The 15088-nt window shown below is 70.6% G+C and carries 12 protein-coding genes; 4 read left to right on the top strand and 8 right to left on the bottom strand.

Annotation, left to right across the window (positions count from 1 at the left end):
- From frc to ACFZDJ_RS23855, 4 genes are all read left to right on the top strand, one after another.
- Nucleotides 1–1269 carry a formyl-CoA transferase gene (frc, locus tag ACFZDJ_RS23870; RefSeq protein ID WP_391061238.1) on the top strand — a complete coding sequence of 423 codons (1269 nt, stop codon included), beginning with the start codon at nucleotides 1–3 and terminating at the stop codon, nucleotides 1267–1269.
- 3 nt (nucleotides 1270–1272) lie between these two features.
- Nucleotides 1273–3417, top strand: coding sequence for an acetate--CoA ligase family protein (locus ACFZDJ_RS23865; protein WP_391061236.1), 2145 nt, complete (start codon nucleotides 1273–1275; stop codon nucleotides 3415–3417).
- Nucleotides 3418–3541: 124 nt separating this feature from the next.
- On the top strand, nucleotides 3542–4930 hold the full coding sequence (locus tag ACFZDJ_RS23860) for an MFS transporter (RefSeq protein ID WP_390929664.1): 1389 nt from the start codon (nucleotides 3542–3544) through the stop codon (nucleotides 4928–4930).
- Between the two features lies 1 nt (nucleotide 4931).
- Nucleotides 4932–6335: an MFS transporter gene (locus ACFZDJ_RS23855; RefSeq protein WP_390929666.1), complete on the top strand. Its 1404-nt coding sequence runs from the start codon at nucleotides 4932–4934 to the stop codon at nucleotides 6333–6335.
- Between the two features lie 113 nt (nucleotides 6336–6448).
- Here the strand turns inward: ACFZDJ_RS23855 and ACFZDJ_RS23850 are convergent, their stop codons facing one another.
- The 8 genes from ACFZDJ_RS23850 to ACFZDJ_RS23815 all read right to left on the bottom strand — a co-directional run bounded on the left by ACFZDJ_RS23850 (nucleotide 6449) and on the right by ACFZDJ_RS23815 (nucleotide 15081).
- Nucleotides 6449–7609 carry a TIM barrel protein gene (locus ACFZDJ_RS23850; RefSeq protein ID WP_391061234.1) on the bottom strand — a complete coding sequence of 387 codons (1161 nt, stop codon included), beginning with the start codon at nucleotides 7607–7609 and terminating at the stop codon, nucleotides 6449–6451.
- Nucleotides 7610–7796: 187 nt separating this feature from the next.
- Entirely contained in the window at nucleotides 7797–9197 is a 1401-nt protein-coding gene (locus tag ACFZDJ_RS23845) for an alkaline phosphatase family protein (protein WP_391061232.1), read from the bottom strand.
- The gene (gene eboE, locus ACFZDJ_RS23840) at nucleotides 9194–10363 is read right to left on the bottom strand and encodes a metabolite traffic protein EboE (RefSeq protein ID WP_391061229.1); all 1170 of its coding nucleotides are present in this window, start codon (nucleotides 10361–10363) and stop codon (nucleotides 9194–9196) included. Before eboE ends, ACFZDJ_RS23845 begins: the two co-directional genes overlap by 4 nt.
- A gap of 3 nt (nucleotides 10364–10366) precedes the next feature.
- The gene (locus ACFZDJ_RS23835; RefSeq protein WP_384925029.1) at nucleotides 10367–11215 is read right to left on the bottom strand and encodes a TatD family hydrolase; all 849 of its coding nucleotides are present in this window, start codon (nucleotides 11213–11215) and stop codon (nucleotides 10367–10369) included.
- Nucleotides 11215–11919: an EboA domain-containing protein gene (locus ACFZDJ_RS23830; protein ID WP_390929673.1), complete on the bottom strand. Its 705-nt coding sequence runs from the start codon at nucleotides 11917–11919 to the stop codon at nucleotides 11215–11217. Before ACFZDJ_RS23830 ends, ACFZDJ_RS23835 begins: the two co-directional genes overlap by 1 nt.
- Nucleotides 11916–12965: a TIM barrel protein gene (locus tag ACFZDJ_RS23825; protein WP_391061227.1), complete on the bottom strand. Its 1050-nt coding sequence runs from the start codon at nucleotides 12963–12965 to the stop codon at nucleotides 11916–11918. Before ACFZDJ_RS23825 ends, ACFZDJ_RS23830 begins: the two co-directional genes overlap by 4 nt.
- Nucleotides 12962–13951, bottom strand: coding sequence for an SCO3242 family prenyltransferase (locus tag ACFZDJ_RS23820; protein WP_391061225.1), 990 nt, complete (start codon nucleotides 13949–13951; stop codon nucleotides 12962–12964). The genes ACFZDJ_RS23825 and ACFZDJ_RS23820 overlap by 4 nt, the downstream gene beginning before the upstream one ends.
- Complete coding sequence (locus ACFZDJ_RS23815; protein ID WP_391061700.1) at nucleotides 13948–15081, bottom strand: inositol-3-phosphate synthase; 1134 nt, start codon at nucleotides 15079–15081, stop codon at nucleotides 13948–13950. Before ACFZDJ_RS23815 ends, ACFZDJ_RS23820 begins: the two co-directional genes overlap by 4 nt.
- Nucleotides 15082–15088 lie beyond the last annotated feature (7 nt).

The following is a 15088-nucleotide window of genomic DNA, read 5'->3' as shown; positions in this document are numbered from 1 at the left end:
ATGACCCCGATCACCCCGATGACCCCGATCGCAGGCACGTCGACCAAGGCTCTCGAAGGCGTCCGTGTCCTCGACATGACGCACGTCCAGTCGGGTCCGTCCGCCACGCAGCTGCTGGCCTGGCTGGGCGCGGACGTCGTCAAGCTGGAGGCACCGACCGGTGACATCACCCGCAAGCAACTGCGCGACCTCCCCGACGTCGACTCCCTCTACTTCACGATGCTCAACTGCAACAAGCGGAGCATCACCCTCAACACCAAGACCGAGCGCGGCAAGGAGATCCTCGCCGAGCTGATCCGGCGCTCCGACGTCATGGTCGAGAACTTCGGACCGGGCGCGGTCGACCGCATGGGTTTCACCTGGGACCGCATCCAGGAGATCAATCCGCGGATCGTCTATGCCTCCATCAAGGGGTTCGGGGACGGCCCGTACACCAACTTCAAGGCGTACGAGGTCGTCGCGCAGGCCATGGGCGGGTCGATGTCGACCACCGGTTTCGAGGACGGGCCGCCGCTGGCGACGGGAGCCCAGATCGGCGACTCGGGCACGGGCGTGCACGCCGTGGCGGGGATTCTCGCGGCGCTGTACCAGCGGGAGAACACCGGGCGCGGGCAGCGGGTCAATGTGGCCATGCAGCATGCCGTGCTCAACCTCTGCCGGGTGAAGTTGCGCGATCAGCAGCGACTGACACATGGCCCGCTCGCTGAATATCCCAACGACGACTTCGGCCTCGAGGTTCCCCGCTCCGGCAACGCGTCCGGCGGCGGCCAGCCGGGCTGGGCGGTCAAGTGCGCGCCGGGCGGCCCCAACGACTACGTGTACGTCATCGTGCAGCCCGTCGGCTGGAAGCCGATCACCGAGCTCATCGGCCGGCCGGAGCTGGCGGACGACCCCGAGTGGGCGACCCCGGAGGCCCGGCTGCCACAGCTCACCAAGATGTTCCAGCTCATCGAGGAATGGTCGGCCACGCTCCCCAAGTGGGAGGTGCTGGAGAAGCTCAACGCCCACAACATCCCGTGCGGTCCGATCCTGTCCACCAAGGAGATCATCGAGGACGAGTCGCTGGTGGCCAACGAGATGGTCGTGACGGTGCCGCACCCCGAGCGGGGCGAGTTCGTGACCGTGGGCAGCCCACTGAAACTCTCCGACTCCCCCGTGGACGTGACCAGTTCGCCGCTGCTCGGCGAGCACAACGAAGAGGTCTACATCGGCGAGCTCGGCCTCGGCGACGAGGAGCTGCGCCTGCTCAAGTCGAACGGAGTGATCTGAGTGATGGCCGAAGACCGGGTGCTGAGGGTGCGCACGCTCCTCGACGCCGTGCGGGCCGAGGGGCGAACCGCGCTCACCGCGCCCGAGGGAAAGGTGATCGCCGACGCGTACGCGATCGCCGTACCGGGCGAGGAGCTGGCGACGGACGTCGACGAGGCGGTGGCGTACGCGGCGCGCTTCGGCGGGCCCGTCGTGATGAAGATCGTCTCGCCGGACATCCTGCACAAGACCGACGCCGGCGGGGTGATCGTGGGCGTGGAGGGCGCGGCGGACGTACGCGCCGCCTTCCACAAGATCGTCGACAACGCGCGGGCCTACGACCCGCAGGCCCGCATCGAAGGCATCCAGGTCCAGGAACTGCTCCCCCAGGGACAGGAGGTCATCGTCGGCGCGGTGACCGACCCTACGTTCGGGAAGGTCGTCGCCTTCGGGCTCGGCGGGGTGCTGGTGGAGGTCCTGAAGGACGTCACCTTCCGGCTCGCCCCCGTGGACGCCGACGAGGCGCTGTCGATGCTGGACTCGATCAGGGCGGCCGAGATCCTGCGCGGGGTGCGTGGCGCCCCGCCGGTGGACCGGTGGGCGATCGCCGAGCAGATCCGCCGGGTCTCCGAACTCGTCGCGGACTTCCCCGAGATCGCCGAGGTGGACCTCAACCCGGTGATCGCCACTCCGGACGGCGCGGTCGCCGCGGACATCCGTGTGATCCTCGCGGACTCGGTCCCCAAGGAGCGGCGCAAGTACACGCGCGAGGAGATCCTCACGTCCATGCGGCGGCTGATGGAGCCCTCGTCCGTGGCCGTGATCGGTGCCTCCAACGAGCGCGGCAAGATCGGCAATTCGGTCATGCGCAACCTCGTCGACGGGGGCTTCTCCGGCGAGATCCACCCGGTGAACCCCAAGGCCGATGACATTCAGGGCCGCAAGGCGTACAAGAGTGTCACCGACGTTCCCGGTGAGGTGGATGTGGCGGTCTTCGCGATCCCCGCCAAGTTCGTGGCCTCGGCCCTGGAGGAGGTGGGACGCAAGGGGATCCCCAACGCCGTACTGATCCCCTCCGGGTTCGCGGAGACCGGCGAGCACGAGCTCCAGGACGAGATCGTGGCCATCGCCGAGCGGCACGGCATCCGGCTGCTCGGGCCGAACATCTACGGCTACTACTCGACGTGGCAGGACCTGTGTGCCACGTTCTGCACACCGTACGACGTGAAGGGCGGCGTCGCGCTCACCTCGCAGTCCGGTGGCATAGGAATGGCCATCCTGGGCTTCGCGCGCACTACGAAGACGGGTGTTTCCGCGATCGTCGGGCTCGGCAACAAGTCGGACCTCGACGAGGACGACCTGCTCACCTGGTTCGGTGAGGACCCGCACACCGAGTGCATCGCGATGCATCTGGAGGACCTGAAGGACGGCCGCGCCTTCGTGGCGGCGGCGCGCGCGACGGTCCCGAAGAAGCCGGTCGTCGTCCTGAAGGCGGGGCGTACGGCCGCCGGGGCAAAGGCCGCCGGCTCGCACACGGGCGCGCTCGCGGGCGACGACGCCGTGTACGAGGACATCCTGAAGCAGGCCGGCGTCATCAGGGCTCCCGGGCTGAACGAAATGCTGGAGTACGCGCGCGCGTTGCCGGTGCTTCCCACCCCCAAGGGGGACAACGTCGTCATCATCACGGGCGCGGGCGGCAGTGGTGTGCTCCTGTCCGACGCGGTGACGGACAACGGCCTGTCCCTGATGGAGATCCCGCCGGACCTGGACGCGTCCTTCAGGGCCTTCATCCCGCCCTTCGGGGCCGCGGGCAACCCGGTGGACATCACCGGGGGCGAGCCGCCGTCGACGTACGAGGCGACGATCCGGCTGGGCCTGGAGGACCCGCGCATCCACGCGCTCGTCCTCGGCTACTGGCACACCATCGTGACCCCGCCCATGGTCTTCGCCGAGCTCACCGCGCGCGTGGTGGCCGAATTCCGTGAGCGCGGCATCGAGAAGCCCGTGGTGGCGTCGCTCGCGGGTGACGTCGAGGTCGAGGAGGCCTGCCAGTACCTGTACGAGCGGGGGGTCGTGGCGTACCCGTACACGACGGAGAAGCCGGTGGACGTGCTCGGTGCGAAGTATCGCTGGGCGCGGGCGGCGGGCCTGTTGGGGGGCGGTTCATGAGGTGAACCAGGGCGGGGGCGGCGGACGGTGCGCGTCGGCCGCCCCCAGGACCCGTGCGCACACGAAAGGCATTTGGACAGGGGGCGCTGGCCAGATCTTTCGACGCAAGGGGTGCTGAACCGACATGACAACCACCGACCTATCGACGTCCGTCCCCTTCAGGGAGGTGACGGATCGCAACGGCCGCCTGTACCGCATCGGTGAGACCGATCGGGACATCATGGGGCGACCACGCTGGACCATGGTGCTCTTCCCCTGGATGGGGATGATGGGCATCAGCTCCTCGGAGTACGCGTTCACCTCCGCCGAGGACACCCTGCACGACGCCCATCTCTGGGGCAGTGGGCACATCTTCTGGCTGATGGGCGTCTGGATATTCTTCCAGGCCGCCGTCGCCTTCCCGGCCGGGCAGCTGCGTGAGAGCGGACGGCTGCCCGCGCGGTACGCCATGATGCTCGGCGCGCTGGGCACGGTGCTGGGGTACCTCTCCCTGGCGTTCGCGCCGCATGTGACCGTCGCGTACATCGGCTTCGGCATGTTCAGCGGGATCGGCGCCGGCCTGGTCTACGCGACCTGCGTGAACATGGTCGGCAAGTGGTATCCGGAGCGCAAGGGCGGCAAGACGGGCCTGGTCAACGGCGGTTTCGCCTACGGCTCGGTGCCCTTCGTCTTCCTGTTCACCTCGTACATGGACCTCGGGAACTACCAGGGCGTCCTGGTGACGGTGGGCCTGGTCTGCTGTGCCGTGGTCGCCTTCGCGGGCTGGTTCTTCAAGGACCCGCCCAAGGGCTGGTGGCCCCCGCACGTGGACCCGCTGAAGGTGTCCGACGACCCGAGGATCCGCCGGGCGCTGGAGAAGAACCCGCCCGCCGTGAAGCAGTACACCCCCAAGGAGGCCGCCCGTACGCCCGTTCTCTGGATGATGTGGTTCTGTCTGCTGTGCACCGCCGGGATCAACATCTTCGGCATCGCCTTCCAGGTGCCGTTCGGCAAGGACATGGGGTTCGCGGGCGGGATCGTGGCCACCGCGATGTCCCTGAAGGCGATCGTCAACGGCACGGGACGCGGCGTGATCGGCTGGATCTCCGACCGCTTCGGACGCCGCAACACACTGATCATCGTCTGTCTGGTGCTGGGCTCCGCCCAGTTCGGGGTGCTGGTCTCCGGCCAGATGGGCAGCATGCCGTTCTTCCTGTTCTGCTCCATGGTCTCCGGATTCGGCGGCGGGGCGATCTTCCCGCTGTTCGCGGCCATGACGGCGGACTACTTCGGCGAGAACAACAACGCGTCCAACTACGGAATGGTCTACAGCTCGAAGCTGATCTCGGGCCTCGTGGGCTCGGGCATGGGCGCGGTCGTCGTCGGCGCGTGGGACTACCACGGGGCCTTCGTGCTCGCGGGCTCCATCGGCCTCGCCTCCGCCGTACTGGCGCTGTTCCTCAAATCACCGGACCGGCCGAAGGCCCGGAGCATCGTCCCCAACCCGCAACCGCTCGGCGAGGAGATGGCGTGACATGACGACAGAACCCATCGCCACCCAGGGCGCGTCGGCCACCGCCGGCGCCTCGAACCGCTCGTACCGCGAAGTCACCGACGCCCGGGGCCGTGTCTACCGGATCGGTGAGACGGACCGCGACATCCTCGGCCACTCCCGCAAGTTCATGGTGTATCTGCCGTGGATCGCCATGATGGCCATCAGCGTCTTCGAATACGCGTACGGCTCGGCCGAGGACACCCTGTCCCACGCCCACGGCTGGACGCAGAGCAACACCTTCTGGATATTGAGCGTCTGGGTCTTCTTCCAGGCCGGCATAGCTTTCCCGGCGGGCTGGCTGCGAGAGCGGGGCATTCTCACCGCCCGCAGGGCCATGTACATCGGCGCGGTCATGTGTGTGATCGGCTTCCTGGCCCTCTCGCACCTGAGCAACGTGCTCCTGGCCATCCTGGGCTTCGGCGTCATCGGCGGCCTCGGCTCCGGCCTGGTCTACGCGACCTGTATCAACATGGTCGGCAAGTGGTTCCCCGAGCGCCGGGGCGCGCGGACCGGGTTCGTCAACGGCGGATTCGCGTACGGCTCCCTGCCGTTCATCTTCATCTTCAACTACGCGTTCGACACCGGGAACTACCACCGCGTCCTGGACCTCATCGGCTGCTACGTGATGATCGTCGTGCTGTCCTGCGCGTTCTTCTTCAAGGACCCGCCGAAGAACTGGTGGCCCGCGGACATCGACCCGCTGACGTACGGCGGCAACAGCAAGACCTCCGCCGCCCTCGCGAAGAACCCTCCCGCGGTGAAGCAGTACACGCCCAAGGAGGCCATCAGGACAGGTGTGCTGCCCCTGATGTGGATCACGCTGGTCATGACGGCGGGCGTGTCGATCTTCGGAATCTCCTTCCAGGTCGACTTCGCCAAGGAGGTGGGCTTCGGTCCGCTGGTGGCGGCGTCCTCCATGGGCATCATGGCCGTCATCAACGGGATCGGCCGGGCGGTGGTGGGCTGGCTGTCCGACACCTGGGGCCGCAAGCTGACCCTGGTGTTCGTCATCGTCGTGCTGGGGCTCGCGCAGTTCGGCGTGATCTGGGCCGGTGACATCAAGAGCGAGTGGCTGTTCCTGTTCTTCGCCTTCCTCTCCGGGTTCGGCGGCGGCGCGTTCTACCCGATGTTCGCGGCTCTGACCCCGGACTACTTCGGCGAGAACTACAACGCCACCAACTACGGCCTGGTGTACAGCGGCAAGCTGATCAGCGGCCTGTTCGGCGGCGGTCTCGGCTCGATGGTGGTCGCGGCCTGGGGCTACAACGGCGCGTACGCGCTGGCCGGCGGTATCTCGATGCTGGCGGCGGCGATCGCGTTGCTGCTGAAGCAGCCGGGGCGCGACAGCGAGGTGCGCACTCCTCAGCCGCAGCCCGCGGGCTGAGAAGTCTCCTGGACAACGGGTTGAGAGATTCTCCTACGGCACGGAGCACGGATCGGGCGGCCCTCCCCACGTGGCGCGTTGTGGGGAGGGCCGCCCGGTGCACTGCCGCGAAGTCAGTGACGCCGCTTGCGGAGGGCCGCGAGGTTGTCGTAGCCGATCTTCGCGTGCGTGAGTGACTGCCCGGGGTCCGTGGCACTCGGGGCGTTGTCCTGCTCGACCATCGGGTTGTGGTAGTTCCGGTCACCGACGCGCGAGAAGAACGTGGTGTAGTCGATGACGCCGGTGCCGAACGGCACCATGTCGTAGCCCATGCCGTTCGTCGTGTTGACGACGCCGTCCTTGGCGTGGAAGAGCGGGTAGCGATTGTTGTTGCGGACGACGAGCCCGGCGGGATCGAACACCTTCTCCTGGGTGGAGCCGTCGTGGGCCGTGTACGTGTGGAACTTGTACTGGGCCACGTGCGCCCAGAAGATGTCCATCTCCAGCCAGACCACCTTCGGGTCGGTGATCTTCAGGAAGTACTCCAGCTTGCGGATGCCGGAGCTGCGGGTCGGGTTGCCCTGGGCGTCCAGCGGGCCCCCGTCGAGCAGGAAGCCGTACGCCGCGTCGTGGTTGTGGGTGTACAGCTTGATGCCCTCCCGGTGGGCGATCTCCCCGAGCGCGTTCCACTTGTCGGCGGCCACGTCCCAGTCGGCGCGGTAGGCACTGCCGGTGGGGTCGCCACCGGTGCCCATGTGCGCCATGCCGAGGATGTTGGCGATCTCCAGGTGCTTCTTGAAGGTGTCCAGGTCGGCCGTGGTGAGGGGCCAGGACGGGGGTATGAAGCCGTGGTTGCCCTGCGCCCGCAGCCCGTACGCGTCGAGCCAGGAACGCAGCAGCTTGGCGCCCTGTACGGACTCCAGGCTCGCGCCGCCGGGAGCGTTGGCGTGCTGGCCGTATCCGGCGAACTCCACCTGCCGGTAGCCGAAGCGCGAGAGCTGCTTGAAGACCTCGCGGAAACCGGAGGGCAGGTCGGTGGCGAGCGGGTCGCGGCCCGTGGCGTCCCGGACGGTGTAGAGGATGATGCCGCGCTTGTTCGCGGGGACGAGGATGTCACCGCCGTGGCCGTGGCCTCTGTCCCGGTCCTGGGCGAGGGCTGGTGAGGCGCCGAGGACGGGTGCGGCGATCGCCGCGGTCGCGACGGCGGTGCAGGTGCTGAGGAAGCGGCGGCGGTTGATGCCGAGAGTGCGGCGCAGGGCGTCGCCGGCGGCGGATTCGTCGTTGAACGCGGTCACGGTTTCTCTCTTTCGGATCGGTGTGCGGCGGTGTCGAATGCCGGGTAGGTCTGCTGCTCGTGCGCAGGTCAGAGGCGTGCGAAGCGCTCGCCGGACGCGTTGTCAGTGGCGCGTGCTTCACTTTCCGTAGTTGCTCGTGACGGGTCGTGACGGGTCGTGACGGGTGGTCGTGGCTCCTACGGCCTCGTCATGCGAGGCCGGCCAGATCGAGCAGCAGGGATTTCACTTCGGTGGCCGCGATGCGGCCGGGAGCGGTGTGGGGGGTGGAGCAGATGATGAGCGGACCTTCGTCGTCGCTCGTGGGAAGGCGGCCGTGGCTGCCGCGAATAGGTGAGGGGTCCAGCGGCACGACCGCCATGCGGTAGCGCAGGCCGAGCTTCTTGCGTGCCAGTGCCGTGGCCGCCTTCACCTTGACGTAGGGGTCGAGGGGATCCATGAAGAGTTCGACCGGGTCGTAGCCGGGTTTGCGGTGGATCTCGACGAGCTGCGCGAAGTCGGGCGCGCGGGCGTCGTCGAGCCAGTAGTAGTACGTGAACCAGGCGTCCGGCTCCGCGACGGCGACGAGTTCGCCGGAGCGCGGATGGTCGAGGTGATGGGTCTTCTTGCCTTCGTCGTCGAGGAGCCGTTCTACGCCGGGCAGATCGGCGAGGGCTGCCTTGGTGGTCTCCAGGTCCTCGGGGCGGCGCACGTAGACATGGGCGATCTGGTGATCGGCGACCGCGAAGGCTCGGGAGGCCATCGGGTCGAGGTACTCCATGCCGTCCTGCGTGTGCACTTCGAGGAGTCCGGCGCGGCGCAGGGCGCGGTTGATGTCGACGGGGCGGTCCGCGCGGGTGATGCCGTACTCGGAGAGCGCGACGACGGTGCGGCCTTCCGCCTTCGCGTCGTCGAGGAGGGGGGCCATGGCCGCGTCGAGGTCCGCGGCAGCCTGGAAGGAGCGCGGGTCGTCGGGGCCGAAGCGCTGGAGGTCGTAGTCGAGGTGGGGGAGGTAGCAGAGGGTCAGGTCCGGCCGGCGGGTGCGGTTGATGTGGCGGGTCGCGTCGATGATCCAGCGGCTGGAGACGAGGTCGGCGCCCGGACCCCAGAAGTGGAACAGGGGGAACGTGCCGAATTTCTGGGTGAGTTCGTCGTGCAGGGCCGGGGGCCTGGTGTAGCAGTCGGGTTCCTTGCGGCCGTCGGCGTAGTAGACGGGACGGGGAGTGACGGTGATGTCGGTGTCGGCGCCCATGGCGTACCACCAGCAGATATTGGCGACCGTGTAGCCGGGATGCGCGCGCCGGGCGGCGTCCCACAGCTTGTCGCCGGACACCAGGCCGTTGTGCTGCCGCCACAGCAGTACGTCGCCCAGCTCACGGAAGTACCAGCCGTTGCCGACAATGCCGTGCTCGGAAGGGTGGGTGCCTGTGAGGAAGGTGGACTGGGCGGCGCAGGTGACGGCGGGCAGGACGGTGCCGAGCGGGGCGCGGAAGCCGGACTGGCCGAGTGTCTTGAGGTGGGGCATGTGGTCGAGGAGACGGGGGGTGAGGCCGACGACGTCAAGGACGAGGAGAGGAGTGGGGCCGGCCGGCTCCTGTGGTGGTGGGGTCACGGCAGCTCCTTGAGGCCGAGGTCCGTCAACAGGTCCCGGGCGAGGGTGAGTTCGGCGGCGATGCCGTCGGTGAGCTGGGCGCGGGCACGGGGGCGCAGCTCCGGCGGGAGGGCCTGCCAGGTGTAGGTCTCGACCTCCAGGTGGCGGGTGAGGGGGTGTGTGCCGCCGACGAGGCGGGTCAGTGCGGCCCGCAGGACGGGGAGCGTGGAGGTGAGGGGTGCGGCGGGGGCCGCGTGCAGCGGGACGTGGAAGTGGGCGCGCCACGGGGAGGCGTCGGGCAGGGCATCACCGGCGAGGGCCTCGCCGAGGTCGTCGGTGCCGCGCAGGCCCGCGGCGGTGAGGGTGCGGGTCTGGTGCAGGAAGCGGGGTTCGTCGAAGGCGGCGAGGGCCGTGCGGACTTCGGGGAGATGGGGGTGTTCGGCGTGCAGGGCGGCTGAGAGCTGGGATTTGACGATGGGGACGTGGGCCTGTGTGAGCGCGTCCAGGGCGGTGTGCGGGTCTTCGAAGGAGGTGGCGAGATGGCAGGTGTCGACGCAGATGCCGATGCGGTCGTGACCGATCGCGGTGAGTGGGGCAAGGGCGTCGCGGGTGGTCTCGACGGTGCAGCCGGGTTCCGGTTCCAGGCCGATGCGCAGAGAGCGGCCGGTGAGTTCATGGAGGGCGTCGAGGCGTTCGGCGAGCGTGGCCAGCGCGGTGTGCGCCGCCGTCGCCCGCTCCTGGTCGTAGGCGGTGCGCCAGGCGAGGGGCAGGGTGGAGATGCTGCCTTCGGTGACGTCGTCGGGCAGGAGCTGGGCGAGGACCCGGGCCAGGTCGGTGGTGTGGGCGAGGCGTTCGGGGTCGGCCCAGTCCGGCTGGTAGACGCGGTACTTGACCTCTTCGGCGCCGAAGCCTTCATAGGGGAAGCCGTTGAGGGTGACGACTTCGAGGCCGCGGCGTTCGAGTTCGGTGCGCAGGCCGCGCAGCGCGGAGGGGTCGGTGACCAGCGCGTGGGCGGCGTCCCTGGCCAGCCACAGGCCGATGCCGAGGCGGTCGCGGCCGAGGCGGCGGCGGACGGGTTCGCAGTGGTCGCGGAGTTGGGCGAGGACGCCGTCGAGGGTCTCGGCCGGGTGGACGTTGGTGCAGTAGGCGAGGTGGACGGTGGAGCCGTCGGGGTGGCGGAAGCGCATCGCTCACTCCCCGCCGCGCAGGATGGAGTTGCCTTCGTGGGTGACGTCGGGGGTGGTGACGTCGAGGTTCAGCCGTCCGCTGAGGCCGTAGAAGGCGACGGGGTTGCGCCACAGCACCCGGTCGACGTCGTCGTCGGTGAACCCGGCGGCCAGCAGGGCGTCGGCCACGCGGCGGGTCTTGAGCGGGTCGCTTCTGCCCCAGTCCGCGGCCGAGTTGACCAGCACCCGCTCCGGCCCGTACTCCGTCAGGACGGCGACCATGCGTTCCTCGTCCATCTTGGTGTCGGGATAGACGGAGAAGCCCAGCCAGCAGCCGCTGTCCTTGGCCTCCTTGACGGTGTTCTCGTTGAGGTGGTCGACCAGGACGTGGTCCGGGGACAGCGCGGACTCCCGGACGACGTCGAGGGTGCGGCGCAGGCCGGCCTGCTTGTCGCGGTGCGGGGTGTGGACGAGCGCGGGGAGCTCGTGGTCGGCGGCGAGCTGCAGCTGGGCGGCGAGGGCGGTGTCCTCGGCGGGGGTCATCGAGTCGTAGCCGATCTCGCCCACCGCCACGACCTGGTCCTTGACGAGATAGCGGGGCAGCTCGTCGAGGACGGGGACGCAGCGGGGGTCGTTCGCCTCCTTGGGGTTGAGGGCGAGCGCGCAGTGGTGGGCGATGCCGTACTGGGCGGCGCGGAAGGGTTCCCAGCCGAGGAGGGAGTCGAAGTAGTCGAGGAAGGAGGCGACCGAGGTGCGGGGCTGGCCGAGCCAGAAGGAGGGCTCGACGAGGGCGCGGACACCGGCGGTGTGCATGGCCTCGTAGTCGTCGGTGGTCCGTGACGTCATGTGGATGTGGGGATCGAAGATGCGCATCAGGACTCCTTGCCGGATGTGCGGGAGGTACCGCACGAGCCTGCGGGGGCGGCGGTGGGCTCGGTCAGGGCCAGCACGCGGTGCAGGTCCTCGGGGACGGGACGGTCCGCGGCGGTGCGTTCGCGCGCGTAGTCGCCGAGCATCCGGGCGAGTTCGGCGTCCGCGTGGGCGCGCGGCTCCAGGTCGGCCACGACGTCCACGGGTACGCCGGTGAACAGGCACTTGAGGACGGCGTGCCGCCAGGTGTGGGCGTCCAGGTGGCGGGCGGCGTACGGGCCGAGGGCGGCGGCGACGAGCCGGGTGTCGTTGGTGCGCAGGGCGTCCTCGACGAGGGGCAGCGCGTCGGGGCCGGGCACGAGGTGGGGCAGGGCGTGCAGGACGGCCCGGCGTTCGGCGGCCGTGCCCTGCCGGTAGACGCGGGCGAGTGCGTCCGGGTCGGCGCGGGCGGCGTGCAGGAGGAGCACGCGGGCGGCGTCGGCGTGCTCGGGGCCGCAGCGGCGGCCCGCCTCTGCGATGCGCAACTCCCAGACGGAGATGGGTCCGTGGGTGCCGGGGTGGTCGGCGGCCTCGTCGAGGGCCTGGTCCAGCCAGGCGCGGGCGGCCGGGGCGAGGGAGGTGTTCAGGCGGGTGTGCAGGGCGGCGAGGGCGGGTTCGGCCGGGTGGCCGGCCGTGCTGCCGTGGGGTGCGTGCGGGTGGTGGTTCACGGGGTGCTCCCTTCGGCGCCTGCGGGGATCGCCCGGGCCGCGCGGTGGAGGAACGGAAGGGACTGTGCGGCGAAGTGGGGGCCCGCATGGGAGTGGCGGGGCAGTTCGACGACAGTCAGTGCCTGGTAGCCGGTGGCGGCCAGGGCTTCGAGTACGGGCGGGAAGTCGATCTCCCCGTCCCCGAACGGGAGGTGTTCGTGGTGGCCGCGGCGCATGTCCTCGATCTGGACGTGCCGCAGCCAGGGGGCGGCGGCGCGGACGCAGTCGACGGGAGACAGGGGTTCCAGGCACTGGCAGTGGCCGATGTCGAGGGTGAGGCCGAGGGCGGGCGGGTCGCCGAGGAGGCGGCGCAGGTGGTGGAAGTCGGCGAGGGTGGCGAGCAGATGGCCGGGTTCGGGTTCGACGGCGAGCGGAATGCCGGCGTGGGTGGCCGCGTCCAGTACGGGGGTGAGTGCCTCGGCGAGGCGCTTCCAGGCGGTTTCCTCGGCTGTGTCGGCCGGGTTGGCCGTGTCGGCTGGGTTGGCCGTGTCGGCTGGGTTGGCCGAGCTGGACAGTTTTGCCGGGTTGGGCGGATTGGCCGGGTTGGCCGGGCTGGCCGGGCTGGCCGGGCTGGCCGGGCTGGCCGGGAGTACGCCGCTGAAGCAGTGGACGGCGTGGGCGCCGAGGTCGGCGGCGATCCGGACGGCGCGGATGAGCAGGTCGACGCGGCGGGCCCGGTCGGCCGGGTCCGGGTCGAGGAGCGAGGGGCCGTGCTTACGGCGGGGGTCGAGGACATAGCGGGCGCCGGTTTCGACGGTGACGCCGAGTCCGAGGGTGTCCAGCCTGCGGGCCACCTTCCGGGTGCGGGCGGCGACGTCCGGGGCGAGGGGGTCCAGGTGCATGTGGTCGAGGGTCAGGCCGACGCCGTCGTAGCCGAGGTCCGCGAGGAGGGCGAGGGCGTCGTCGAGACGGAGGTCGGCGAGACCGTTGGTGCCGTAGCCGAAACGGAGGGGGTGGGCGTTCGTGGCGTGGGGCCGGGGGTTCGTGCGGCGGGGGGCCGGGGTCATGTGACGCTCACCTTCCTCGCGAATCTGCGGGCCGCCGGGGCGAGGGCGGCCGTGAGAAGGGCGGAGGCGAGGGCGCCTGAGCGGGCCGCGAGGGCGGCCTGGAGGGGGATCATGGCGCGGATTCCGCCGCCGACCGCTCGCTGGGTGAGCGGCGGTGAGGGGTTGAGGGTGGCGTGGAGGAGGGGGCGGCCCGAGGTGGTGAGGAAGGCGGCGGCGAGGGCGGTGCGCAGGGCGTCCGCGGCGGGGTGCCGTGAAGGGGCCGCGGCGGAGTATCGGGAGGAGGCCGTGCCCGGGGCCCCCGGAGTTCTCGTCAACGTCCAGGCGAGCGTGCCCGTCGTGATGAGCGCGGCGAGCGGTGCGAGCGGCGAACCGCCCCGGGTCTCACCGCGGGACACCGTGGTCACCGCGAGGGTGTGGGTGGCCAGGGTCAGGGCGGCGGGCAGGGCGGGACGGGCGCTGCCGCCGGTGGCCGTCGCGCCGAGGAGCAGGTCCAGGCCGCGGGCGGTGGCCATCGCCGCCGGCCCGGCGGGGGTTCGCTTGAGCGCGAGGTCGTACGCCCAGACGGTGGCCGCGAGGGGGGCCGCGACGGCGAGGGCGGGGCGTCCGGCGCGTGCTGCCAGGGCCAGGCCCGTCGCCGTGAGGGCGCCTGCGGCGGCGAGGGCCGCGGCCGGTCGGATGCGTCCGGAGGGCAGCGGGCGGTGTGGGCGTTCGAGGGCGTCCTCGGTCTGGTCGGCCCAGTCGTTGAGGGCCATGCCCGCCTCGTACAGACAGAGGGAGGAGGCGATGGCCAGCAGGGTGCGGGGGTTGGGGCGGGTGCCGGTGGTGGCGGCACCGGCGAGGGTGTCGCCCGGGACGGTGAACAGGGCGGGCAGGCGGAGGAGTTCGGCCCAGGCTCTGGCCGTCGTACTCGCCGCCGGGCTCGGAATCGGGCTCGGGCTCGGGCTCGTCGTGGTCGGGCGGTCCTGCCTGGGTGAGCGCGGCGTCATCGGGTCTCCCCGGGGAGTGCGCGGAGCCGTCGCGCGAGCCCCGCCAGGGCCGCGTACTGCTCGCCCAGCGCCGCGGGCCCATCGCCCACCGGGTCCTTGAAGTAGAAGCCGAGTTCGCTCAGGGGGCCGGAGAGTCCGGCCTCGTGCGCGCGGGACACCAGGCGGGCGAGGTCGAGGACCAGGGGCGCCGCCAGTGCGGAGTCGCAGCCCTGCCAGGTGGTCTGCAGGATCATCCGGGTGCCCAGGAAGCCGTCGAAGGCGATGTGGTCCCAGGCGGTCTTCCAGTCGCCGAGGGTCGGTACGTCGTCGATGTGCACCTCGCCTTGCGGGGCCCCGCCCAGGGTGTCCGCGAGGACCCGTTCCTTGCCGGCGTTCTTGGCCGCGGCGGCGGCCGGGTCGGCGAGGGAGGCGCCGTCACCGCCGCCGAGCAGGTTGGTGCCGGACCAGGCGCGGACCGCCAGCGCGCGCTGCGCGAACATCGGGCCGAGCACCGACCGCAGCAGGGTCTGGCCCGTCTTGCCGTCGCGGCCGGCGTACGGGAGGCCGCCGGCGCGTGCCGTCGAGGACAGCGCCGGGTGGTGCAGGCCGGTGGACGGGGTGAAGTTCACGTAGGGGCAGCCGGCCGCCAGCGCTGCCGCCGCGTACAGCGAGCTCGGAGGCAGGGCGGAGCCCACGGGTGCGGGTTCGGTGGAGGCCACGTTCAGCACGACCGCACGGGTCAGGCCCCGTCGTCGTACGAAGTCGCGCAGGTCGGCCGCGAAGGCGTCCACGAGTTCGGAGTCGTCCCGTGTGTCGCCGGGGACGGGGCCGCCGGGGCGGATCTCCGCGTCGGCGGCCTCCAGTTCGGCCGCGATCGCCGAGGGGAGGCCGGGAGGCAGCACACCACCGGCGGCCAGGGCCTCGGCCCGTTTCGGCAGTGGGCAGTCGACGGTGTCGTGGCCGCCGAAGACGAGGGAGGAAAGGGTGGGCAGGCCGCACTCGGCGAAGAGGGATGTCTCGGTGACCATGCCCGTCGGGGGGTGCAGGCCGGCGGTGAGGGCCGCGCAGCCCGCGATGACGGTGGTGGCGACGGAGCCGCGGGCTCCGATCAGCCACACCCCCACCCGAGGTTCGGAAAGGGACGCGGGCATGGGGGAC

Origin of the sequence: Streptomyces sp. NPDC007896 (assembly GCF_042959425.1) — a bacterium.
Taxonomy (GTDB): Bacteria; Actinomycetota; Actinomycetes; order Streptomycetales; family Streptomycetaceae; genus Streptomyces.
The sequence above is the reverse complement of the archived record's forward strand: the minus strand, read 5'-3'. Positions and strand labels throughout refer to the sequence as shown.

Coding starts and splice junctions, on each gene's coding strand:
- frc (WP_391061238.1), top strand. CDS start 1: ATGACCCCGATCACCCCGATGACCCCGATCGCAGGCACGTCGACCAAG.
- ACFZDJ_RS23865 (WP_391061236.1), top strand. CDS start 1,273: ATGGCCGAAGACCGGGTGCTGAGGGTGCGCACGCTCCTCGACGCCGTG.
- ACFZDJ_RS23860 (WP_390929664.1), top strand. CDS start 3,542: ATGACAACCACCGACCTATCGACGTCCGTCCCCTTCAGGGAGGTGACG.
- ACFZDJ_RS23855 (WP_390929666.1), top strand. CDS start 4,932: ATGACGACAGAACCCATCGCCACCCAGGGCGCGTCGGCCACCGCCGGC.
- eboE (WP_391061229.1), bottom strand. CDS start 10,363: ATGCGCTTCCGCCACCCCGACGGCTCCACCGTCCACCTCGCCTACTGC.
- ACFZDJ_RS23835 (WP_384925029.1), bottom strand. CDS start 11,215: ATGCGCATCTTCGATCCCCACATCCACATGACGTCACGGACCACCGAC.
- ACFZDJ_RS23825 (WP_391061227.1), bottom strand. CDS start 12,965: ATGACCCCGGCCCCCCGCCGCACGAACCCCCGGCCCCACGCCACGAAC.
- ACFZDJ_RS23820 (WP_391061225.1), bottom strand. CDS start 13,951: ATGACGCCGCGCTCACCCAGGCAGGACCGCCCGACCACGACGAGCCCG.
- ACFZDJ_RS23815 (WP_391061700.1), bottom strand. CDS start 15,081: ATGCCCGCGTCCCTTTCCGAACCTCGGGTGGGGGTGTGGCTGATCGGA.